The organism is Prevotella sp. P4-67 (assembly GCF_002251325.1).
GTDB lineage: Bacteria > Bacteroidota > Bacteroidia > Bacteroidales > Bacteroidaceae > Prevotella.
Map to the genome: position 1 here is coordinate 25,587 of NZ_NPJL01000042.1, position 23,043 is coordinate 48,629.

The 23,043-nt window shown below is 54.5% G+C and carries 26 protein-coding genes; 18 read left to right on the plus strand and 8 right to left on the minus strand.

The annotated features are described in order from the left end of the window. The first annotated feature begins 2 nt into the window (after window positions 1–2). Entirely contained in the window at window positions 3–1,319 is a 1,317-nt protein-coding gene (locus CIK92_RS07140) for an MFS transporter (protein ID WP_094388628.1), read from the plus strand. Window positions 1,320–1,395: 76 nt separating this feature from the next. Here CIK92_RS07140 and CIK92_RS07145 read toward each other — a convergent pair whose 3' ends face one another. Further along, the gene (locus tag CIK92_RS07145) at window positions 1,396–2,283 is read right to left on the minus strand and encodes a carbon-nitrogen hydrolase (protein WP_094388629.1); all 888 of its coding nucleotides are present in this window, start codon (window positions 2,281–2,283) and stop codon (window positions 1,396–1,398) included. 44 nt (window positions 2,284–2,327) lie between these two features. Then, entirely contained in the window at window positions 2,328–3,371 is a 1,044-nt protein-coding gene (locus tag CIK92_RS07150; protein ID WP_094388630.1) for an agmatine deiminase family protein, read from the minus strand. Window positions 3,372–3,652: 281 nt separating this feature from the next. On the opposite strand from CIK92_RS07150, the gene CIK92_RS07155 reads away from it, so the two are divergent. The 6 genes from CIK92_RS07155 to CIK92_RS07180 all read left to right on the plus strand — a co-directional run bounded on the left by CIK92_RS07155 (window position 3,653) and on the right by CIK92_RS07180 (window position 7,780). After that, a complete protein-coding gene (locus CIK92_RS07155; RefSeq protein WP_094388631.1) occupies window positions 3,653–4,234 on the plus strand; it encodes an NUDIX hydrolase in 582 nt (193 codons plus the stop codon). Window positions 4,235–4,276: 42 nt separating this feature from the next. Next, the gene (locus tag CIK92_RS07160) at window positions 4,277–4,819 is read left to right on the plus strand and encodes a carbonic anhydrase (protein ID WP_094388665.1); all 543 of its coding nucleotides are present in this window, start codon (window positions 4,277–4,279) and stop codon (window positions 4,817–4,819) included. A gap of 19 nt (window positions 4,820–4,838) precedes the next feature. Then, a complete protein-coding gene (locus CIK92_RS07165; RefSeq protein ID WP_022309900.1) occupies window positions 4,839–5,450 on the plus strand; it encodes an ABC transporter ATP-binding protein in 612 nt (203 codons plus the stop codon). After that, window positions 5,447–6,226 carry an ABC transporter permease gene (locus CIK92_RS07170; RefSeq protein WP_094388632.1) on the plus strand — a complete coding sequence of 260 codons (780 nt, stop codon included), beginning with the start codon at window positions 5,447–5,449 and terminating at the stop codon, window positions 6,224–6,226. The genes CIK92_RS07165 and CIK92_RS07170 overlap by 4 nt, the downstream gene beginning before the upstream one ends. Then, complete coding sequence (locus tag CIK92_RS07175) at window positions 6,223–7,047, plus strand: DNA/RNA non-specific endonuclease (RefSeq protein ID WP_094388633.1); 825 nt, start codon at window positions 6,223–6,225, stop codon at window positions 7,045–7,047. The genes CIK92_RS07170 and CIK92_RS07175 overlap by 4 nt, the downstream gene beginning before the upstream one ends. A gap of 358 nt (window positions 7,048–7,405) precedes the next feature. After that, entirely contained in the window at window positions 7,406–7,780 is a 375-nt protein-coding gene (locus tag CIK92_RS07180; protein WP_022309903.1) for a hypothetical protein, read from the plus strand. Window positions 7,781–8,026: 246 nt separating this feature from the next. On the opposite strand, the gene CIK92_RS07185 is transcribed toward CIK92_RS07180, so the two are convergent. Beyond that, on the minus strand, window positions 8,027–8,533 hold the full coding sequence (locus CIK92_RS07185) for a histidine phosphatase family protein (RefSeq protein WP_094388634.1): 507 nt from the start codon (window positions 8,531–8,533) through the stop codon (window positions 8,027–8,029). An 89-nt stretch (window positions 8,534–8,622) separates the two neighbouring features. Between CIK92_RS07185 and CIK92_RS07190 the strand changes: the two genes are divergently transcribed. Then, window positions 8,623–9,210, plus strand: coding sequence for a DUF308 domain-containing protein (locus CIK92_RS07190; protein WP_094387372.1), 588 nt, complete (start codon window positions 8,623–8,625; stop codon window positions 9,208–9,210). 91 nt (window positions 9,211–9,301) lie between these two features. Here CIK92_RS07190 and udk read toward each other — a convergent pair whose 3' ends face one another. The 3 genes from udk to CIK92_RS07205 all read right to left on the minus strand — a co-directional run bounded on the left by udk (window position 9,302) and on the right by CIK92_RS07205 (window position 11,657). After that, entirely contained in the window at window positions 9,302–9,925 is a 624-nt protein-coding gene (gene udk, locus CIK92_RS07195; RefSeq protein ID WP_022309906.1) for a uridine kinase, read from the minus strand. 73 nt (window positions 9,926–9,998) lie between these two features. After that, on the minus strand, window positions 9,999–10,607 hold the full coding sequence (locus CIK92_RS07200) for a uracil-DNA glycosylase family protein (protein ID WP_094388635.1): 609 nt from the start codon (window positions 10,605–10,607) through the stop codon (window positions 9,999–10,001). A 3-nt stretch (window positions 10,608–10,610) separates the two neighbouring features. Continuing rightward, window positions 10,611–11,657 carry an endonuclease/exonuclease/phosphatase family protein gene (locus tag CIK92_RS07205; protein WP_022309908.1) on the minus strand — a complete coding sequence of 349 codons (1,047 nt, stop codon included), beginning with the start codon at window positions 11,655–11,657 and terminating at the stop codon, window positions 10,611–10,613. A 147-nt stretch (window positions 11,658–11,804) separates the two neighbouring features. Here CIK92_RS07205 and CIK92_RS07210 point away from each other — a divergent pair, with 147 nt between their 5' ends. The 6 genes from CIK92_RS07210 (at window position 11,805) to CIK92_RS07230 (ending at window position 18,976) form a co-directional block, all read left to right on the plus strand. After that, a complete protein-coding gene (locus CIK92_RS07210) occupies window positions 11,805–14,372 on the plus strand; it encodes a TonB-dependent receptor (protein ID WP_094387375.1) in 2,568 nt (855 codons plus the stop codon). Between the two features lie 23 nt (window positions 14,373–14,395). Then, the gene (locus CIK92_RS07215) at window positions 14,396–15,610 is read left to right on the plus strand and encodes a DUF5689 domain-containing protein (RefSeq protein ID WP_254046019.1); all 1,215 of its coding nucleotides are present in this window, start codon (window positions 14,396–14,398) and stop codon (window positions 15,608–15,610) included. Between the two features lie 31 nt (window positions 15,611–15,641). Then, complete coding sequence (locus tag CIK92_RS07220; RefSeq protein WP_144289369.1) at window positions 15,642–17,375, plus strand: hypothetical protein; 1,734 nt, start codon at window positions 15,642–15,644, stop codon at window positions 17,373–17,375. Between the two features lie 46 nt (window positions 17,376–17,421). Then, window positions 17,422–17,643, plus strand: a complete 222-nt coding sequence (locus CIK92_RS13405; RefSeq protein ID WP_144007745.1) for a hypothetical protein — start codon at window positions 17,422–17,424, stop codon at window positions 17,641–17,643. Between the two features lie 69 nt (window positions 17,644–17,712). Further along, window positions 17,713–17,964, plus strand: coding sequence for a type B 50S ribosomal protein L31 (locus tag CIK92_RS07225; protein WP_022309912.1), 252 nt, complete (start codon window positions 17,713–17,715; stop codon window positions 17,962–17,964). A 109-nt stretch (window positions 17,965–18,073) separates the two neighbouring features. Further along, window positions 18,074–18,976 carry a DNA/RNA non-specific endonuclease gene (locus CIK92_RS07230; RefSeq protein ID WP_158214754.1) on the plus strand — a complete coding sequence of 301 codons (903 nt, stop codon included), beginning with the start codon at window positions 18,074–18,076 and terminating at the stop codon, window positions 18,974–18,976. A 114-nt stretch (window positions 18,977–19,090) separates the two neighbouring features. On the opposite strand, the gene CIK92_RS07235 is transcribed toward CIK92_RS07230, so the two are convergent. Both CIK92_RS07235 and CIK92_RS07240 read right to left on the minus strand, forming a co-directional pair. Then, entirely contained in the window at window positions 19,091–19,282 is a 192-nt protein-coding gene (locus CIK92_RS07235) for a hypothetical protein (protein ID WP_094388639.1), read from the minus strand. 138 nt (window positions 19,283–19,420) lie between these two features. Continuing rightward, on the minus strand, window positions 19,421–20,185 hold the full coding sequence (locus CIK92_RS07240) for a hypothetical protein (protein WP_144289370.1): 765 nt from the start codon (window positions 20,183–20,185) through the stop codon (window positions 19,421–19,423). Window positions 20,186–20,403: 218 nt separating this feature from the next. Between CIK92_RS07240 and CIK92_RS07245 the strand changes: the two genes are divergently transcribed. The 4 genes from CIK92_RS07245 (at window position 20,404) to CIK92_RS07260 (ending at window position 22,853) form a co-directional block, all read left to right on the plus strand. Further along, a complete protein-coding gene (locus tag CIK92_RS07245; protein WP_094387381.1) occupies window positions 20,404–20,958 on the plus strand; it encodes a glutathione peroxidase in 555 nt (184 codons plus the stop codon). Window positions 20,959–20,962: 4 nt separating this feature from the next. Next, window positions 20,963–21,892, plus strand: coding sequence for a thioredoxin-disulfide reductase (trxB, locus tag CIK92_RS07250; protein ID WP_094387382.1), 930 nt, complete (start codon window positions 20,963–20,965; stop codon window positions 21,890–21,892). 207 nt (window positions 21,893–22,099) lie between these two features. Next, window positions 22,100–22,576 carry a hypothetical protein gene (locus CIK92_RS07255; protein WP_094388641.1) on the plus strand — a complete coding sequence of 159 codons (477 nt, stop codon included), beginning with the start codon at window positions 22,100–22,102 and terminating at the stop codon, window positions 22,574–22,576. Between the two features lie 10 nt (window positions 22,577–22,586). Next, the gene (locus CIK92_RS07260) at window positions 22,587–22,853 is read left to right on the plus strand and encodes a helix-turn-helix transcriptional regulator (RefSeq protein ID WP_094387383.1); all 267 of its coding nucleotides are present in this window, start codon (window positions 22,587–22,589) and stop codon (window positions 22,851–22,853) included. Window positions 22,854–23,043 lie beyond the last annotated feature (190 nt).

Sequence of the window (23,043 nt, forward strand, 5' to 3'; positions counted from 1 at the left end):
ATATGAACAATAGCAAATCGCCATGGAGCTGGGTGCCTTCGTTGTACTTCGCCGAAGGACTGCCCAATGTGGCCGTGATGGCCATCTCTGTCATCATGTACAAGCAGATGGGGTTGAGCAATGCCGAGATAACCTTCTACACCAGTTGGCTGTATCTCCCGTGGATGCTCAAGCCACTCTGGAGTCCGTTTGTTGACCTGGTAAAGACCAAGCGATGGTGGATAATCACCATGCAGTTGCTGGTGGGCGCAGCCTTTGGCGGCGTGGCATTCACCATCCCTACCGACTTCTGGCTGCAGGGCACCCTGTTCTTCTTCTGGGTGATGGCCTTCACGAGCGCCACCCACGACATCGCCGCCGATGGTTTCTACATGCTCGAACTGACGCCCAACGACCAGGCATTCTATGTGGGCATACGCTCCACGTTCTACCGCCTGGCCACCATCTTCGGCCAGGGTGTGCTGGTGATGGTAGCCGGCAATCTGCAGGTAATCTACCGCAACAGCATCCCCTTCTCGTGGAGTCTGATGTTCTATGGCGTCACCGGCTTGTTTATCGGCCTCTGGCTGTGGCACGGCTATGTGCTGCCCAGGCCCAAGGCGGACAAGGCACACACCGCCAATACGCCGCAGCAGATCATAGGTGAACTGGCGCACACCATCAGGACATTCTTCTGCAAGAAGCAGGTGGTGACAGGCATACTCTTCATGCTCTTCTACCGCATGCCCGAAGGTCTGCTGGCCAAGGTGGCTGCACTCTTCCTGGTAGACAACGAGAGCAATGGCGGCTTGGGACTCTCGCCGCAGGAGTATGGACTGGTGCAGGGCACGGTGGGCGTGATAGGACTCACCCTGGGAGGCATACTCGGCGGATTGTGCGTGAGTCGGGACGGCTTGAAGCGCTGGTTGTGGCCCATGGTACTCGCCATCACGCTGCCCGACCTGGTATATATCTACATGAGCTACGTGCTGCCCAACCTTGCCATCGTCAACGTATGCGTGTTTGTCGAGCAGTTTGGTTATGGATTTGGCTTCACGGCCTACATGATGTACCTCATCTACTACAGCCGTGGCGAGTTCAAGACCAGCCACTACGCGCTGTGCACCACCTTCATGTCGCTGTCGATGATGCTTCCCGGTTTCTTCGCTGGAGCCTTGCAGGAGGCTGTGGGCTACCGCATGTTCTTCATCATCGTGGTGATAAGCTGCGTGGTGACCTATATCGTCACCGCCATGCTCAAGATAGACCCCAACTTCGGCATCAAGGGTTATAACGACGAAGCCGAAGCCACCGACGAGCAAGGCGACTATCAGGAATAGACCCATCACCACCACCAATGGCAAAGGCGCCGACCCTCGCAGGAGAGTCGGCGCCTTTGTTATGGGACGGTTGGTGTCAACGGTCGATATATCTACGGGTGATGTCGCCATACTCATCGATGCGGCGGTCGCGCAGGAAGGGCCACCAGCGACGCACCTGCTCGCTATGACCGAGGTCGAGGTCTACGATGCGGCGCTCTTCACCGTCGGCAGAAGCGCGATAGAGCAGCTCGCCCTGGGGGCCAGCCACGAAGGTAGAGCCCCAGAACTCTATGCCCGGAGTCTGTCCGCTGGGGTCGGGCTCGAAGCCCACGCGGTTGACCGCCACCACAGGCAGTCCGTTGGCCACTGCATGGCCGCGCTGTACGGTGGTCCACGCCTCGCGCTGACGTTGCTGCTCGTCGGCAGAGTCGCTGGCTGCATAGCCTATAGCCGTAGGATAGATGAGCAGCTCGGCACCCTGGAGCGCCATAAGCCGTGCTCCCTCCGGATACCACTGGTCCCAGCACACCATAACCCCCAACCGGCCCACCGAGGTGTCAATGGGGTGGAAGCCCAGGTCGCCGGGGGTGAAATAGAACTTCTCATAATAAGCCGGGTCGTCGGGGATATGCATCTTGCGATAGGTTCCGGCTATCGAGCCGTCGCGCTCTATCACCACGGCGGTGTTGTGATAGAGTCCGGGGGCACGGCGCTCAAAGAGCGAGGTGACGATGACCACGCCGAGTTCGCGGGCCAGCTGGCCGAAATACTCGGTAGACGGGCCGGGGATGGGTTCGGCCAGGTCGAAGTTGTCTACATCCTCTACCTGACAGAAGTAGAGCGAGTTGTGGAGTTCCTGAAGTACCACGAGTTGGGCACCGTCGGCAGCCAGAGCCCTGACGCCCTCGGCCAGACGGCGTTTGTTGTCGGCTATGTCACTGGTGTTGTGCTGTTGCAGCACTCCTACTTTCAGTTCTTTCATATCTATCTGTGTTATATTTCTTCTGGGATGATGGGTGATGACGCTTATCGGCAGAGCACGCCCGCGGGCAGTTGCATGGTGAGGCAGTGGATGGAGCCGTGCTGGCGGATGATGACACGGCTGTCGATGCCGATGAGTTCGTGATCGGGGAAAGCCTGGTGCAGAGCCTCGGCAGCCGCCTGGTCATTGTGGGGCTGGTCGTAGGTGGGGTAAATCACGGCGCCGTTGACGATGAGGAAGTTGGCATAGGTAGCCGGAAGCCGCTCGTCGTCGTATCTGATTTCGTCGACCATAGGCAGGGCGATGAGACGGTAAGGGCGCCCGTCGTCGGTGCGCAGTGCCTGGAGCTCGCGTTCCATGGCGCAGAAGTCGGCATAATGCTCGTCGGCCTGGTCGCTACACTTAATATATAATAAGGTATCGTGGGGAGCCACGCGCACCGTGGTGTCGATGTGGCCGTCGGTGTCGTCGCCCACCAGATTGCCGTGATTGATCCACACCACGCGTCGGGCGCGAAGCCTACGCCGCAGCTCAGCGTCTATCTCCTCGCGGGAGAGGGGCTGGTTGCGGTGAGGAGCCAGCAGACACTGGCTGGTGGTAAACACGGTGCCCCGGCCGTCGCTCTCGATGCTACCGCCCTCGAGCACCATGTCGTCATGGTCTTCACGGCTGCCGTGGAGCAGGCCCTGCTCGCAGAGGTGGCGGGTGATGGCATTGTCGTGCTGCCAGCCGAACTTCTCGCCCCAGCCGTTGAAGCGGAAGTCGAGCAGCACGGGCTCGTCGCCGCCCATGAGGGTGATGGCGCCATGGTCGCGCGCCCAGGTGTCGTCGGTGTCGCAGCAGGCAAAGACCACGCGGGCCATGCGGGCACGACCGAGACGGGCCTCAAGAAGCTCGCGCACATATTCAACCTCGGGCGAGACCACCAGCAGCGCCTCGTGGCGGGTGATGGCGTCGGCAAGTTGGAGATAGGTCTCGGTAATCTCGTCGAGATAGGGAGCCCAGTCGGTACCGGCGTGGGGCCAGGTAAGCTGCACCCCGCTCTGCACTGCCCATTCGGCAGGCAAGTATAGTCTGTCGTCGTTCATCGGTGTACGTAGAATTATGTCTGTCAGGGCAGTCTGCCTGCACCTCGCCCTCGCCGACTTGCCCGTCGGTCATGGCGCGGTGGACGCTACCCTATGCAAAGGTACTGCAAACCATAGACAATACAAAGAAAGCGCGATGGTTTTTTAGGTCGAAATGGCAACCACCGCATCTGGCGACAGCAAAAAAATGTCGGCACAGACACAATTTCCCTGCAAAATGATTGGCAGTTCGATGGTTTATATCTACCTTTGTCTCACCAATATACAAAGAAAGGACAGACATGGACAACGACAACAAGCCGACAAAATTCTGCTATCCATATCCGCATGCGGCAATCACTGCCGACTGCATCGTCTTCGGCTACGACCCCAACAAGACGCTACGCGTGCTGCTCGTCAAGCGGCGCAACGAACCCTACAAGGACTGCTGGGCGTTTCCCGGCGGCTTTATGGAGATAGACGAAGACCTGAAGACCTGCGCCCGGCGCGAGGTGATGGAAGAGACGGGCATGGCGTTGGGCGAGGTGTTCCAATTCCGCAGCTACAGTGCCGTAGACCGCGACCCACGAGAGCGCGTCATCACCGTAGTGCACTTCGCCTTTGAGGCCCTCGCCGAGGTCAAGGGCAGCGACGATGCCGCAGAGGCACAGTGGTTTGACATTGGCAACCTGCCAGAGCTCGCCTTCGACCACAGGACCATCATCCACGAGCTCTTTGAGTTCCTGGAGGATGTGATATACAACGACCTGTTCTTCAAGTATTCGCCCGAAGGCATACCGATGGACGCACTAAGCAAACTGACCACAGACATACTGCAACTGAAGGAACTGGAGCGTCCGCCCATTGACGATGACACGTTGTAGGACAGCCCCGGCACCCCATAGACCCAACAGAAGACAACCATGATTATCGAAGAAATCGTAAAATATAATGAAGAGTTTGTAGCCCGACGCGGTTACGAACAGTATGTTACCAGCAAATACCCCGACAAGAAGCTGGCAATACTCTCGTGTATGGATACACGACTCACCGAACTGCTCCCGGCAGCGCTGGGACTGAAAAACGGTGACGCAAAAATCATCAAGAACGCCGGCGGACTGGTCATCAGCCCCTTCGACTCTGCCATGCGCAGTCTGCTGGTGGCCATCTACGAACTGGGGGTAAAGGAAATCATGGTGGTGGCCCACTCCAACTGCGGCGCCTGCCACATGAACGGTGCCGAGATGAAACGGCTGATGCTGGAGCGCGGCATACACCAGGACGTGATAGACACCATCGCGCTCTGCGGCATAGACCTCGACCACTGGCTTGAGGGCTTTCACGACACCGAGGACTCGGTGAGAAATACCATCAACACCATAAGCCACCACCCGCTGGTGCCGCGCGACGTCAATCTCCATGGATATATCATCGACTCGGTGACGGGCAAGCTCACCGAGGTCAAATGACAGAAAGACAGCCCACAAGATGATAGAACTCAAGAATGTAGACATACACTGCGACGACGGCACAGACATCAGGCAGGCGTCGGCAGTGGTGGCCAACGGACGCTCGCTGCTGGTCTATGGCCGCGATGCCACCACGCGCCACTGTCTGACTGAGGCGCTGCTGGGGCTCAGGCCCGTGGCTGGGGGCTATCTCACCTACGACGGCGAGGTGCTCACTCCGGCTGCCTCGCGCTATATGCGACGACAGATAGGCTACATACCCGCACTGCCGCCACAGCCCCAATACTCGCTGCGACAGATGGCCGACTCGCTGCTGCAGCTCGACATCCATCGCGAATACCGGAAGGACAGCAACCAGCTGATAGACATCTGGATGGCGGCAGGAATAAGCGAGCAGCACATCGACGCGCCCTGCGAGACAATCGCCGCAACAGAGGTGACGACGGGCATGCTCTGCCTGGCCCACTGGCTGCGCAAGCAGGTGGTGATAGCCGAAGAGGTGGCCGACGAGGCGACGGCTGAGCGGCTGAGGGAGATGGCAGCCGAAGACTCGGTCGTCATAGCCACGACAGCCAACAGCGCGTTGGCAGATTATTTTGACAACCATATCAATCTGGAGGAACTACAATGATAGAGACCATACATCTCTCTTTTGGCAACCTGATTATAGGTGCCCTGTTTTTCATCATACCTCTATATGCGCTCTACGCCTTCAAGGTAGAGATATGGGGGCGCACGCTCAAGGCGCTGGCCACAATGGCTGTGGCGCTGACCCTCGGCGCACTGCTCACGGTGCTGGCCGCCCGGGCTGACCACATCGGCGTGACGCTGCTGTGCGCGCTGGTGCTGCTGGCTGCCACCGCCTGGTACATGCGCATCAAGGCACGCATACGACAAGCCAACTACATAGTGCCCATCATGCTGGGGCTGACGCTCACCATACTGCCTCTCTCGCTGATATTCGTCTATCTGGTGCTGGGCATGAACCCGCTGGCACCGCATCTGCTGCTGCCCATAGTGGCCATCACCACGGGAGCGGTGGCTGAGTCGAACGTCAAGGCGATGGGCGCATACTATGACGGACTGCACCACCACGCCCAACTCTACTACTATCTCACCGCCAATGGTGCCACCCATCGTGAAGCCACCAACTATCTGGCCCGACGCTCGATGAAGCGGTCGCTCATACCGCTGTTGCAGCGCATGGGTATCATGGGGATGGGCACCGCGCCGGTGATGATGTGGGCCATGACCATGAGCGGCACAGACATCATGAGCGCGCTCGTGATACAGCTGCTGTTTACGGGACTGCTCATCTCGGCAGCCACAGGCCAGCTGGCGCTCACCCTCGTGCTGGCGCGCAGATACGCTTTTGACGCATACGACAAAATCAACGCCAGAGGATGAAGAGGATTTTCTGCCCACTGATAGCGCTGCTGTTGCTGGCTGGATGCAATCTGTCCAGAGACCACAAGCGACTGACAGGACGGCTGATGGACGACGCGCCACAGCAACAGACCGAGGTCGAAGACACGGGCGCGCTGCTGCCGGCGCCACTCAACGACAGGCCCGAGCAGATACTGCACCGTGCGGGGTACACTGCCTCGTACAATCATGAACTGAGGCTGCCCAACTGGGTGGCTTGGCATCTCACAGCCGACCACACCAACGGCCCCTTCAAGCGCAAGGGACGCGCCTTCACCGAAGATGAAGAGGTGGAAGAGCCGCGTGCCAACACCTATGACTACCAGCGCTCGGGATATGACCGCGGACACATGTGTCCCTCGGCCGACAACCGATGGAGCGAGCAGGCCCAGGCCGACTGTTTCCTGCTGACCAACATCTGCCCACAGCTCCATGCGCTCAACGACGGCGACTGGCGCATACTGGAGGAGCAGTGTCGCGACTGGGCTGATGACTGGGGCGACCTGTACATCGTGTGCGGACCCGTACTGACCAGACAGCGCCACAAGCGGATAGGCAAGAACAAGGTGACGGTGCCCGAAGCCTTCTTCAAGGTCATCGTATGTCTGCGGGGAGAGCCACGCGGCATAGGCTTCATCTATCGCAACGACGCCCGCCGACGGCTCCAGACGCAGTATGTCAACTCGATAGACGAGGTGGAACGCATCACGGGCATAGACTTCTTTGCCTCGCTGCCCGACCAGATAGAGGACAAGGTGGAAAGCCAGGCTCGGCTGGAAGACTGGACCCAACGCGCCAACTGACACCACCGTCTCTGGCAGCAGAAAGGGGGAAAAGAGGACCGGCGAGGGCATAAATGCCGGAAAGGCAAGGGCGAAAGCAATCGCAGAGGAATATGATAAAAATGTCAAGCATGCACATTTTTATCATATTCCTGCTTTTTATATAGCTAAAAAATGATAGATAGGTTCACGCGCATGAAGGTTTTCTTGCTGAAAAGCGACTTTATGAGTAAATTTGTAATCATCAAACAATGAAAGCCGACATCCATGCGATGGCGGAACAAAGACTGACTCCGCGCCGTACTGACTACTGCGGGCGGAGATTAAGGGAAAGAACCAGAGACTGACATTGACAAACACTAAAAAACAACTCAAAAGTATGTACGACCAACTGGATAATCTGAATATCACGATTGACAAGTCTGTCAAGAGCATTACAAGAGCGGCATGTATGTATCTGTCGCTGGCCATCGAATATGGCATATTGCTCACCGAGAACCCAACGGCACGCATCGTAATCTACGACGACCACATCGACTTCGGCGTGAGCATGAACCCCATGATGGATATGATAAACGGCGCCCTGCTGCCCCACTTCTACAAGGAGAACAACCGGGTGGTGTACCGCTTCATCGGCGATGCCAAATGCGAGGTGAATGACCAGATCATCGACTACGTGGGCAACGACTGCATCGAAGCCAATGAAGAAAGCCACGTGTTTCAGCAGATGTACACCAAATACGGCATAAACTAATCGGAACGGAGGACATCTCCAGGAATCCGGAAACCACTTACACACAGATTATTACCATCACTGCCGGCTCGTATCATAAGAAACGCGAGCTCGTATCAAATGTCACGAGGGCTCGTATCTTACGACACGAGCCCTCGTGATTATTGTTACGAACCAGCCAACACGGCAAGCAGACCGGCAGAAGCAGCTGACAACGGCACTGCAGGCCATCAGGGCGACCGGCAGAGCGGCATGGCGCCGCCGCGGTCAGAGCATCAGCACCCGCATCTCGGCATTGGTCATCTTCATGATCTGGCTCATGGGGCGCTGATGATACACGCTCTGTATGGCCTTGTTGATGATACCGTGACCCACAGCCACCACCACCTGGTCGGGATAAGTGACCCGCACCCAGGTGAGGAAGTTGCGGGCACGGGCGAGCAACCGCTCAGCCGACTCGACATTGGCGGGCCACTCGCGGTCGGCAAGCGAGGGGATGTACTCGCCGGTGAAGTCGCCCCAGTCGCGCTCGCGCAGCAGCGGGGTCTCCACCATAGGCACCTGGCGCCCCTGGGCGAGGATGCGGCAGGTCTGGATGGAGCGGTAGAGGTCGCTGGAGACGAAGGCGTCGATGTGGATGTCGCTGAGCTTGTCGCGCAGCGCCTCAGCCTGGCTGATGCCGGTGGCATTGAGTTCGCCCTGGGTCTGCCCCTGCATGATTTGGCGGGCATTGTCGACGGTTTCGCCGTGGCGTACAAGATATAATGTTGTCATAGTCATAATATAATTTGTGGTCAAAATAATTGCATGACCCAATGATTGTTTGTACTTTTGCAGCAGAAAATGATAATTGCTACAAATTAATGAAAAATCTGCTAAGTTCGCAGTTCCGCGCGCTCGTCGCCATCATCGTGGGTCTGCTGCTCATCACGTTTCACGAAGAGACGGTAAGATGGATAACCATACTGATAGGCGTGATGTTCTTCCTGTCTGGCGTGTTCTCGGTGACAACCTACTACGCCTACCGCAAACCCGAAAAGGGCATGATTATGTATGACACCGACGGCAACCGACTCAACCTCTACCGCCCCGTATTCCCCGTCGTAGGGTTGGGCAGCATGGCGCTGGGAGTGATACTGGCGCTGATGCCCACCACATTCATTACAAGCATCACCTATATCTTCGCCCTCATCCTGATTATGGCTGCAGCCAACCAGTTTATCGGTCTGGCCCACATACGGCAAATTGTGCGCATAGGGCTGTTCTACTGGGTGGTGCCCTCGGTGGTGATGCTCATAGGTCTGACCGCACTGATACGGCCCGAATGGATAGCCTCGGCTCCGCTCATCATCATAGGTTGGGCGATGGTGGTCTACGGCGTGAGCGAGTCGGTCAACACGCTCAAGGCCCACGCCGCCCGGCGCGCCTACAAACAGATGATGGACCGCTGAAACTCCGACAGCGCCGACGCGCCAGCCGATAACGCTGAGTGACACGCCGACGCTGTCGTAAGCAAGCGTCATCGCAGCGGTGCAGGAGATATCAGCGCTCTACGATACCCTGGATATAGTCGCAGATGATGCCGATGCCCTTGGCGTTCTCTCCACCCTGTGGGATGATGATGTCGGCAAAGCGCTTGGTAGGCTCGATAAACTGCTCGTGCATGGGCTTGAGCACCGAGAGATAGCGGTCGACAACCATGGACACGGTACGGCCGCGGTCGATGGTGTCGCGCTGGATGTTGCGGATGAGTCGCTCGTCGGGGTCGGCATCGACAAATATCTTGAGGTCCATCATGTCGCGCAACTTCTTGTTGATGAGCGTCATGATACCCTCGATGATGATTACCTTCTTGGGCTCGACATGGATGGTCTCTGGCAGACGGTTGCAGATGATGTAGGAGTAGGTGGGCTGCTCTACGGCACGGCCATGGCGCAGCTCGTTGACATGGCTGATGAGCAGCTTCCAGTCGAAAGCATCGGGGTGGTCAAAGTTGATGGCATGGCGCTCTTCATCGCTCATGCCTTTGTTTTCATTATAATACGAATCGAGCGGCACCACAGCCACATAATGGGGCGGCAGAGCCTCAACGATTTTCTTCACTACAGTGGTCTTGCCCGAGCCTGTTCCGCCGGCAATACCGATAATGGTTACTTCGCTATTCATTATTGTTTGTTTTACAAGGGGTAAGACCATCGCCAGCCCAAAGGTCGCGGCAACGCCCCACCCCATCATTTTCTTATTCTGTATCAGCACGGGCCGCTGCGACGTCATCGCCAAACAGCTCGTCGAACATGCGGCTGTAATACTCGGTCTTCAGCTCCACCTTCATGGGATAGGCCCTACTGCTGCTGGGCTGCCGGTAGAGCATCAGTTCGCGCCCGGCATAGCTGAAGGGCACCGACTGGCCCATGGCGGGCTGGGCGGTGATGTGGAAGTGGGAGGAAAAAACCTGAGTGGCAAGCTGCCCTGCCGTGAGCACAGCCCGACACTGGGGCAGAGCGTCGAGGAGCGCATCGAGGTCGGCTGGCTCTACGATGTCAAGGTCCTTGTCGGAAGCAGTGCCCTTGGTGCGTCTCACCCGGACAGCCGTATCGTAGATGGCCACACCGAGGGAGGACAGGAAGGTCTGCAACTCGGTCAGGCGGAAGGTGTGCCTGGCCTCATCGACAAAGTGCATCTTGTCGCCAAAGAAATGGAGACCGAAAATGCGCCACATATCGTTGGTGTAATTGGGATAATACCAATCCATACACCAACGACGGGGCGCAGGGGGGAATGTGCCAAGCATCAGCAAGCGTGCATTGGCAGGGAGAAAAGGTTGAAAAGGATGTGTCTCGACATCCATAATTTACTTCTGCTTGGAGAGATACACCACAACGGGCAAGTGGTCTGAATAGCCGTCAAGCCATACGCCTCCAGCGGTGGTTCGCTTGGGAGCGCCCTTATACTTGCCCGTGCTCTGGAAGAGATAGTCGCGGCGGAAGATTTGGGCCTTGCGGTACTTGAGCATGCCGGCGTCTGGGTCGTTGGCATCCTTGGGCATGAGCAGATTGGGGGTCATGATAATCTGGTCGAAGAGATTCCACGAGCCACCATAGAAGAGGGTGCCTTTACCCTGCTTGTGGATATTGATCCATGGGCTGTACATCTCGCCAGGTCCCACCTTGTCCTTGTCGGCTCGGGCACCCAGACCGTCGACCATACTCTTGTCGGAGGGGTCGTCGTTCATATCGCCCATGATAAAGAACTTGTAGGCGGGATTCTCGCGGAGCAGCGAGTCCTTGATGACGCGCATCTGGCGGGCTCCGAGCTCACGATAGTAAGAGGTAGAGAAGCGGCTGGGCAAGTGGGCCACGATAACCACCACCGGCTCGTCGGCAAGTTCGCCCTTGACGGTGAGGAAACCACGGGTAATGAATTTCTTGTCCTTCTCCTGTTCGGTCACATAGGGATGGAGCTTCACATCATTGACCTTGAAGAGTGCGGGATTGTAGAGCAGCGCACAGTCTACACCTCGCTTGTCGGGGCCCTCGATGTGGCAGAACTGCATATTACGCGCCTTGAGCGGCTCCTGGGCACAGAGGTCTGTAAGCACACGGGCATTCTCGACCTCGCTCACTCCGATAATGGCGCAACCCACATTGGGGAGCATGTCGGTACCCATATCGGCAAGCGCCTTGGACATATTCTTCAGTTTATGCGAATATTTCAAGCCGTCCCAACGGTAACTTCCATTGGGAAGAAATTCAAAATCGCGTTTGCCTTCATCATGGATGGTGTCAAAGAGGTTCTCCTGATTGTAGAAGCCAACTCCGTAAACCAACAGCTTCTTCTGAGCTGAACTCATGAGGCAAATCATACATGCCATCACGGCCAAAAACAAGTATCTTTTCATCATTTTTTAGTTATTTTCTGCAAATATCGGAATTATTATTGACATAATGCCCATTTTCATAGATATTTATTTGAAAAAACTTTTCCATTACAAATATATTTAGTTACTTTGCAAACATATAACACATAATTATAAATATATTCAACTATGCAAAGAAAGCTTAAATTGGCAGTGATTGCCCTGTGCTATGCTCCGTTGGCCTTCGCCCAAACGCCCTCAGGCGAGAAGCAGACCACCAAGCCCATAGACGAATCGGCATTCACATTTACAGAGGCACAGTTGGGAGACGATGATGATATGACACAGAATATCAGCATCCTCAACTCCAACTCCAACCTCTATGCCAGCGGCGTGGGATATCTGTTCTCACCCGTAAGATTCCGTTACCGTGCGTTAAACCAGAGCTACAATGAGATTTACATCAATGGGGCTCCTGTCAACGACATGGAATCGGGACAGTTCCGTTACTCTCAGATTGGCGGTCTCAACCAGCAGACCAAGAATGTAGATTTTGCTCTTCCCTTTGAGGACTGCCAGTTTGGCATGCCTTCGATGGCCGGCAGCAACAACTACGACTTCCGTTCGGGCAACATGGCAGCAGGCCATAGAGCAACCGTATCGGCAGCTAACCGCAACTACAACTTCCGCGGAATGTACAATTACAACTCAGGCTTCAACAAGAACGGTTGGGCTGTATCTGCAAGCCTCACCTATCGTTGGGCCAAGCGCGGATATGTAGAGGGTACATTCTACAATGCCCTGTCTTACTTCTTCGGCGTCCAAAAGCTCTTAGGCGACAACCACTCTCTGTCGTTTGCCACATGGGGTAACCCCACTGAACGTGGCGCACAGGGTTGTGCTACTGATGAGGTATACTGGCTCACTGACAACCGCTACTATAACTCCTATTGGGGTTATCAGAACGGCCATGTGCGCAACTCACGCGTGGTGACAGAATACTCTCCCTCGGCAGTACTCACCTGGGACTGGGACATCAACAAGGACATGAAGCTCACCACTACCGTATTTGGACGCTACGGTATGTACAAGAGTACCCGACTGAACTACAACAATGCTGACAACCCCCATCCTGACTACTGGAAGAATCTGCCCAGCTCATACTTCTATGTATGGGGCGACGACCCTCTGTACAGCGCTTATCGCACAGAGTCGGCTGCCAACAACTGGAAGCAGGCTTATGACAGCTGGCAGAACCCTATCAACCAGCAAATCAACTGGAACCAGCTCTACTATGCCAACAGCCAGGTATCAAAGAACGGCGCCGACGCCCTCTACTTCATCCAGGCCAAGAACATAGACAACGCCACACTCACACTGGCTTCTACTCTGGCTGCCAAGCAGAGCAAGAACGCTTCGTGGAACGTGGGACTGGTACTCTCGACCAACAACGGTCACCACTACCAGACCATGGAAGACCTGCTGGGTGCCAAGTCATACCATAACATCAACACCTATGCTGTGGGCAAGTATGCTCCCGGCTCTGACGAGACTCAGTATGACCTCAACAGCGCAGGTCCCAACAACCTGGGCCGTCTGGTGTACAATGGCGACATCTTCGGTTACAACTACAACATCTTCGTACACAAGGCCAACGTCTGGGCCAACTACCAGAAGTCTGTAGGCCGTCTGCACATGATGGTAGCAGGCCGCCTGGGTGGTGTCATGATGCGCCGCGAAGGCCACATGCGCAATGGTCTCTTTGCCAACAACTCTTACGGCAAGGGAGAATATGCACGCTTCGGCGAAGGTGGTGTCAAGGGTAGCCTGACCTACAATGCCGGAAACGGACACACATTCCTCGTAGGTATGGGTTATCAGTGGAACGCCCCCAAGGCCAACGCTGCATTCGCTTCACCTGAGATGAACAACGACTTCGTGCTCAACCTCAAGGACGAGCATGTGCTGACAAGCGAAATCGGCTACCAGTTCAACAACAGCTGGTTGCACGCCAACATCAACGCCTACTACAACCGTATGGACCACGTCAGCGAGTGGCAGAACTTCTACTTCGACGATATCAACTCATTCTCTTACGTGTCTATGACCGGTATCAAGAAAGAATTCTATGGCGTCGAGGCTGGACTGAAGTTCAAGCTCTCTTCGGCTTTCGACATCAACATGCTCGGAACCGTAAGCGAGGCCAAGAACATCAACAACGCACAGGCTCGCTACCTCATCTCTACCGAGGGTGCATACAGCGAGACCGAGACCGTATATAATAAAGATATGCACGAGGCCAGCACTCCTCTCACCGCTCTCAGCCTCGGTCTGAGCTACCACCAGAAAGGTTGGTTTATCGACCTCAACGGTAACTACTATGACCGCATCTACCTCTCTTACTCTCCCTGCTACCGCTACGAGTCTTCGCTCAAGAAGCGTCAGAACATCTATGGTGACGTGTATGACAACGAAGGCAATCTGCGCAAGTCGGCCATCAGCCAGGAAGAAGGCAAGGGTGGTTTCATGCTCGATGGTAGCGTGGGCCGTCTCATCCGTCTGAAGAAGGGTCAGATTTCAATCAACTTCTCTATAACCAACATCCTGAACAACCGCGATATCGTTACCGGTGGTTTCGAGCAGAGCCGAAGCGACTACTCTAACGAGAAGGTAAGAGCTTACCGTTTCTCCAAGAACCCCAAGAAGTTCTATGCCTTTGGTCCTAACGGATTGCTGAACATCGCATACAAATTCTAAAACTCACCAGCGATATGAAATATATGAACAAGATATTGGCCGCCTGCTTCTGCGCCCTGCTCGCTTCGTGTATGGGCAGCGACTATGCAGACCCCAACATGACAGAAAACCCCTTCGGCAACAGCCAGATTGCCGAAACCAATGTGATGAATATCGGTGACTTGAAGGAAAGCAAAGACTTCAAGTTCATCATCGCCAATGGTGCTTACAAGAAGGTGGAGAAGAGCATCCAGATTAAGGGCCGCGTGACCGGAAACGATGCTCAGAGCAACCTCTACAACACCATCTCTATCGAAGACGCCACTGGAGCCATCGAGGTTTCCGTAGGCCAGGGTGGAACCAGCGGTTTCATGCCCGTAGGTCAGGAAGTGCTCGTAGAGCTCAAGGGTCTCTACATCGGCGGTTACCGCAAGAAGGCTCAGATTGGCACTGTATATACCAGCGCCAACGGTACTCTCGGCATCGGCCGCATGAACCGTCAGGAGTGGGCCCAGCACTACAAGATTATCGGCACCGCCGACCCCTCTCAGGTGGTTCCCACCGAGTTTGATGTGACCAAGATTGCCGACGCAAGCTACATCAACGCCAACGCCAGCCGACTGATGACCATCAGTGGCGTGGAGTTCTCAGCCGCCGACGGCAAGGCTGTCTATGCTCCCGATGACGGCAGCGTGACTCTGACCAGCAACTGCGCCAACCGCGCGCTCAAGGGTTTAGATGAAAAGAAGATTGTAGTGCGTACCAGCACTTATGCCAAGTTTGCCAAGGCCGTTCTGCCCACTGGCAAGGTTAAGATTACCGGTATCTTCTCTCGCTTCAACGACACCTGGCAGATCCAGATACGTTCGCTCGACGATGTTGTGGCCGACGATCCATTTGCAGGCATCGACGGCACTGGTCTGGGCACAGCCGAGTCACCTATCGACGTGACACGCGCCCTGAGCCTCATCGCCAAGAGCGCCTACGAAGCCACCAAGGAGTACTATGTGACAGGCATCATCTCAAAAATCAAGGAGGTCGATACCGGCAACTATGGCAATGCCACATATTATATATCTGTTGATGGCAAGGACGCCAACAACCTCACCGTCTTCCGTGGTTACAACATCGGTGGAGAGAAATTCACCGCCGAGGACCAGATCAAGGTAGGCCAGAAGGTTGTCGTTGCCGGTACGCTCACCCTCTACGGCACCGAGCCAGAGATGAACGCTGGCAACAAGATTATATCCATAAAGTAACACATCATTAAGAAATAAAAGAAACAAAGATATGAAAAAACTTATTTATTCAATGCTTGCCTTGGCCACTATCGCCTTTGGCTTCTGTAGCTGCGAAGACGTTCCTATGCCTTACGGCTATCCACAGGGATCTACCGACCCCACCAATCCTGACCTCCCCGCAGAGGGTGAGGGTACACTCGAGTCTCCCTACAATGTGGCTGCTGCCAACGCAGTAATCGCCGGCGGCGACTTCGACCCCGAGAAGCAGTTCTACATCAAGGGTATCGTTACCTCTATCGATGAGACCGACGGTTTCCCCAACTCTTTTGGCAATGTCACCTACAACATCTCTGACAAGGCCGACGCTTCCAACAAGCTCTTGGTTTACCGTGGCATGGGCTTCGGTGGCGCCAAGGTTAATTCTACCGACGACCTCAATGTAGGCGACGAAGTTGTAGTTATGGGTAAGCTCATCAACTACAGCGGCAAGTACGAGGTGACACAGGGCAGCAAGATTGTAGTACGCAATGGCCAGTCATCTGTCACCACCGGCACTCCCGAAGGTGAGGGTACCCTGCAGAGCCCCTACAACGTGGCTGCAGCCCTCAAGCTGGTCAGCGCTCTGCCTGCCGACGTTCCCACAGAGAACGCCCTCTATGTAAAGGGTAAGATTTCCAAGATCAACAGCGTAGAGACTGCCACATTCGGCAACGCCAACTACTATATCTCTGACGACGGCACCGAGAACGGACAGATTCTTATCTTCCAGAGCCTCTATCTGGGCAATGTGAAGTTTACTTCTGCCGACCAGATCAAGGTGGGCGACGAGGTTATCATCTATGGTAAGTTTGTCAACTTCAAGGGCAATACCCCCGAGACCGTGGGCAAGGGTACTTCTTACATCTACTCTCTCAACGGCAAGACCCAAGGCGGCGGCGAAACCGGTGGCACCACTACTGGCGAAGCCAAGGGCGACGGTACCAAGAACAACCCCTACAACGCTCTGGGCGCTAAGGCATTTGCCGGCAAGCTGGAGTCTGGCCAGACTTCTACCGAAGAGGTTTACATCAAGGGCAAGATCTCAAGCATCAAGTACAACTTCTCTGCAGAGTTCGGTACAGCCACCTTCAATATCTCTGACGATGGCAAGGCTGCCAACGAGTTTATCATCTACAGCACCCTCTACCTCAACAACGAGAAGTACACTACCGGCGACCTGCTGAGCGTAGGCGACGATGTAGTCATCCTGGGTAAGGTGACCAACTACAACGGTACTCTCGAGACTGCCTCAAGAGCCAGCTACATCTACTCATGGACCAAGAATGGCGGAAGCACCGGCGGTGAAGGCGGTGGCGGCGAAGCTACTGGCAGCGACGTGACCATCAAGGCTGGCGACATCTCCAGCACCAATGCTGCCGACGTGACCGAGGTGACCGTCAACGGCATCGGCTTCTCCTTCAGCAAGGGCTCAGGCGCCAACGCTCCTAAGTACTATACAGCTGGTGGCGGTACCATCCGTATGTATCCCAGCAACTCTGTTACCATCAACGCCGGCAGCAAGAAGATTGCCAAGATCGTGGTAGAGTGCGACGCTTACAACGGTGTCAACTACACCGCAGAGGGCAAGGCCACCTGTTCTCCTGGCAAGGCTACTCTCAACAACCTCACCTACACCTTCAGCGAAATCAATGCAGCCAAGGTGACCATCACCGACGCTGCCGAGGGTACAGGTCAGCCCAAGCAGCTGCGCATCAAGTCTATGCAAATCACATTTGCCAAGTAAGGACACAGCATCCTGAATCATACTATATCCCGTATCATCCTCAGCGATGATACGGGATATTTTGTTTACACCTTATTATATATATAGGGGCCATGCCGAATCAGTGGAGACCACCGGTGCCTCTGCCAGAGCCGTCCTGCACCAGGAGCCCACGCCCATAGCGCCCGCTGCGACAGTCTGCGCCACCCTCTTCGACGCCCGCGCACCCATAGCCACGCCAATTATCACCCTCGGAGACAAAAAATATTTCGAAACATTTGGCAGTTAAGCGAAAAAGCAGTAATTTTGCACTCCGTAACGTATTCGGACAATTTATAAACAAATAACAATAAACGAAATGAAACAAGGTATTCACCCAGAAAACTATCGCCCCGTCGTATTCAAGGATATGTCCAACGGCGATATGTTCCTTACAAAGTCTACATGCAAGACTAATGATACAGTAGAGTTTGAAGGCGAGACTTATCCAGTGGTAAAGATTGAAATCTCAAGCACCTCTCACCCCTTCTACACAGGTAAGAGCAAGCTTGTTGACACCGCAGGTCGCGTTGACCGCTTCATGAACCGCTACGGTAAGCTGAAGAAGTAATATATCTTTCGAATATATTCATTCCATGCTAAAGTGCGTTCTAACGTAGTTGCATATGCGTTAGACAGCACTTTTTTTCATGCCATTTCTATCTATTAGCTTTATAACAATGAACAAATTCCTTTCCTTTCTTTCTGCGGCTGTCATCATGCTGACGCTTGTCGCATGTGGCGGAGATGACGGACCATCTGACCCAGGTCAGGGACAGAACAAGGTGGTCAACACCAACCGCAACATCCCCACATCGATGACCCCCAAAGAGATTACCCGCCTGGAGTTTCCCAAGCTGGCAAGCGAAAACAGCATCGTTCTCGTCCATCACACATCGGGTGCGCAGGACGTGAGCTACTCTTGCGAGTGGGACTACAAGAAGAAGTCCAACCGCTGGTCGTGTTGCGCCATGACCAACAAGACCATCAAGGGCGGCGCAGGTCGCGTGGGAGATTTCGAGGAAGACCCCAACCTGCCCACAGCCATGCGCTTCAGCGACACCAATGCGATGTACACCCGCTCGGGCTACACCCGTGGCCATCTGATTGCCTCTGCCGACATCCAATACTCGCGCGAAGCCAACCACACTACATTCTACTACAGCAACATCCAGCCCCAGCACTACGACTTCAATGCCGGACAGAATTATGAGGGCATTTGGGTGCGTATGGAGAGCTGGGTGCGCAAGAAGGCCGAATCGCTCAAGGACGGTGACACCCTCTTCGTGTGCAAAGGCGGAACCATCGACAAGGAAAGCCAGATTATGGAGCGCGTCAAGGGCCAACTCATCGTGCCCAAGTACTTCTACATGGCGCTGCTCATGAAGACGGGCTCCGAATACAAGGCTATTGCGCTCTGGGTAGAGCACCAGAAGAAGGTGGACACATCGGCCGTCAAGGACCATGCCATCACCGTCAAGGAACTCCAGAACCTTACCGGCATCGACTTCTTCTGCAATCTGCCCGATGATATCGAAAACCGCGTAGAGGGCAAGATTAGCCCCATCAGCTGGGGACTCTGACACTCCCCTGCCCCGACGGACAGACATAACCATAAGCGCTCCTTCGCCCAGGCACCATGCCGACGAAGGAGCGCTTGCCGTTTTCATCCCCGCCATCATTCGCGCCCGGTCGGCCTACGAGCCATTCTGCATGGCGACCGCAAACGACCTCGTTGCGGGGTTTGATTTCATCAGTTCATGGCTTGACAGGATTATTGCGCACCGCGATTTCACCATTTCACGGTTTGCATCCACTTTCAGCACCACCATCCCAGTGTTTTCCTCTGCCGCCGGCTGATAGTCCACAGCCCCGACTGCTATCAGCATAACGGCTGTTGCTCTGCCCGTGACAGCAGTCACTGTCGGTATGGCGGCTGCGTTTCTGCCCGCAGTCCCTAACAACAGACAGGGCGGCTATCCCTCATCATCGGGATGGCCGCCCTGGTCGTCGTGGTCTGCAGTGGTCTATCTGTGTCCGTTCTTTATCGTGATGTTGCGCTCCACGGGAGCGGTCTTGCCATCAGCCTTCTTGCCGCCAAAGGTCTTTCCGGCGGCCACTGCGGTGGTCTCGCCCTTGACGCGCTGGGGCAGACGCTTGGTCAAGTTGAAGTCGTCTTCCTCTTCGATGTTCACGCCCACGCTCGTACCCTTAAACTGTGTGGTGCTCAGCTTGTCCAGATTGTTGTAGGCGATGAGCATATTGACAGGGTCTTGGCCCGACTGGCTGGGGTCGTAGGAGATTTCAATGCCGCCATATCCGTTGACACACCAAGAGAAATTGGTGCGCGTCTCGCCCTCGTCCTCATTGTAGCGATACTCCGTGCCGCGGCCCTTGACGTCTGACGAGGCACTGAGCTCAAAGTGCCATATCACCTGATAGTCGGTATACACGGTCTGCCCGGCCTGGTTCTTGAAGTACATGCGCAGCGGGCCCTCCCATTCGCCGTTGAGATAGCGCGCCATGGTGGTGCGCGAGTTGTTTATGTCGGCATTTACCGCATTGATAAACGAGCGGTAGTCATAGTCCGAAGCGTAGGGATAATAGTGGTCAAACCAGTCGGCAGTAGTACGGTCGTCGGTACCGAAGTCACCATAACGGTTGAAATACTCAGTCAAAGCTCTGTCGAGGTCGAAATAGTAGTCATAGTCGTCGCTCTCACCACACGACACCATCGTCGCCGACATCATCACCAGCACCACGGCTGTCATCAAGGTTGCTAACTTTTTCATAATCGTATCTTTTTAGTTGTTATTGCTTATTGTTATGCTGCAAAATTAGCATTATATCCTGACAACGCCAATGGAAAATGAATATTCTTTGGTGGGTTTATCCCTACTCTTGATGGGGAAAACCCTAAATAATCTAAAAATCTCTGCTTTACGTTTCCTCCATCTCGTGAGAAATAAGTAACTTTGTCGCCATATAACTGATATTTATAGTAAACAAGATGAAAACCGTTTTCGATTTTGCTGTCAAAGACAGAAAAGGCAAGGAGGTATCGCTGCGCGAGTATGCCAACGAGGTGCTCCTCATAGTAAACACCGCTACCAAGTGTGGCTTTACTCCTCAGTATGAGGAACTCGAAGCCCTCTATCAGAAATATCACACCCAGGGCTTTGAAATCCTCGATTTCCCCTGCAACCAGTTTGGCCAGCAGGCCCCCGGTACCGATGAGTCTATCCACAATTTCTGCAAACTCACCTACGGCACCGACTTCCCCCGTTTCAAGAAGGTCAAGGTCAACGGCGACGATGCCGACCCTCTCTTCCGTTTTCTGCAGGAGCAGCGCGGTTTTGCCGGCTGGGACGAGAGCCATCCCCTCACCCCAGTCCTCGACAAGATGCTCAGCGAGGCAGACCCTGACTACAAGCAGAAGAGCGATATCAAGTGGAACTTCACCAAGTTCCTCATCAACAAGCGCGGTATGGTGGTAGCCCGCTTCGAGCCCACCGAAAGCCTCGACAACATCAGCAAGGAAATAGAAAAACTCTTAGCCCAATAACAACGTGGAACATACCAAATGTCTCATCATCGGCAGCGGCCCCGCTGGCTATACAGCCGCCATCTACGCCGGCCGCGCCAATCTGCAGCCCATCGAGTATTGCGGTCTGCAGACGGGTGGTCAGCTCACCCAGACCACCATCGTCGAAAACTTCCCCGGCTATCCTGAGGGCGTCGATGCCAACCAGATGATGATGGAACTGCGCGAGCAGGCCGAGCGATTCGGTGCCGACATCCGCGACGGCGTGGTGACGGCAGCCGACCTGTCCAAGCGTCCCTACATCGTGACCATCGACGACGGCACTCAGATAGAGGCCGACACCATCATCATAGCCACCGGCGCCAGCGCCAAATACCTAGGTCTGCCCGATGAGCAGAAGTACAACGGCATGGGCGTATCGGCTTGCGCCACCTGCGACGGCTTCTTCTACCGCAAGAAGGTGGTGGCTGTAGTGGGCGGCGGCGACACCGCCTGCGAAGAGGCATCCTATCTGGCCAATCTCTGCACCAAGGTCTATATGATAGTGCGCAAGCCCTACCTCCGCGCTTCTGACATCATGCGCCGCCGCGTCGAGGAAAATCCAAAGATAGAAATCCTCTACGAGCACAACACCGAAGGACTCTATGGCGACAACGGCGTAGAGGGTGCCCACCTGGTGGCACGACGTGGCGAAGCCGATGAGCGTCACTACGATCTCCCCATCGACGGCTTCTTCCTCGCCATCGGCCACAAGCCCAACACCGACGAGTTCCGCGGACAGATAGACATGGACGAGCAGGGATACATCAAGACCCTCGGTGCCTCGCCATGCACCAATGTCGAAGGCGTCTTTGCCGCCGGCGACTGTGCCGACCCCACCTACCGTCAGGCCATCGTAGCCGCCGGCAGCGGATGCAAGGCCGCGCTCGAGGCCGAGCGCTATCTCAACCGATAGGGTTGGCTGAGACTGGTTACAGATACTGTATCTGACATTCCATCTGCAATATCTACACAATTCACCACATGCTTCTTGATTGAAGCAAGTGGTGAATTGTGTGTTATATAGGTGATTATTTATAGCCAAAAGCACAAATTATTCACTCAAAAGTGAATTAAATAAGAAATTATACTTACCTTTGCAGCAACAAGAACCCATACGACTATGACGACAATTTCATTAAAAACCATAGAGCAGAATGATAACGTAGGCATGTTCTCTATCTGTTTCGACGGAAGTGAAGAAAGCGAGTTCGAAAAGTTCCTGATTGAATTTAAGGATAATGCCACATATAACAAGGATTTTAATGTTATCCTTATGGCTTTATCCAAGATCATTGACAAAGGTGCCCTTGAACGTTTTTTCCGTAATGAAGGCAGAATGAACTACAATGTCAAAGCCTTGGCTATCGACTCACGCAGACTGCGACTCTACTGTCTACGCATATCTGACCAAATTCTCATACTTGGCAACGGCGGCATCAAGAATACACGCACATATCAAGAGGATGAGAAACTAAGCGGTTATGTGATGGACTTGCAGACATTTGACAGGGTGCTTGTCAAAGCACAAAAGTCAGGCAAAGTTACCATTGAGAAAAATATGATAACCGATATTCAAAGTGCTACTTTTGAAATATAACATACAGCTTATGATACAGAATGAATTGTTCAGACAGTGCCTCACCGCTATACCAGCTGAGCAGAAAGCAGAATTTGACCTTTCCTTTGGAATAGCAGAGCGCATCAGCGAAGTTCTAAAAAGCAAGAACCTCACTCAGAAGGATTTTGCCCACTTGCTGCACAAGCGAGATTCTGAAGTATCCAAATGGTTGACGGGCAGACACAACTTCACCATGCAAACCATAGCGAAGATAGAGACTGCACTGGGCTGCAAACTGATTTCCATCGTACGATGAAACCAAATACGCTCGAGGCCGAGCGCTATCTCAACCGATAGGGTTGGCTGAGACGTACACCTTATTATAATATATATAGCTGTTTCCCCCGACTCTGGCTCAGCGGTCAGTGTCGGGGGAATTTGCGTGATGGGAAACAAATAGCGGGGGGCAAATATCAAAAATCACACACATGAGAAGGCGATTATTG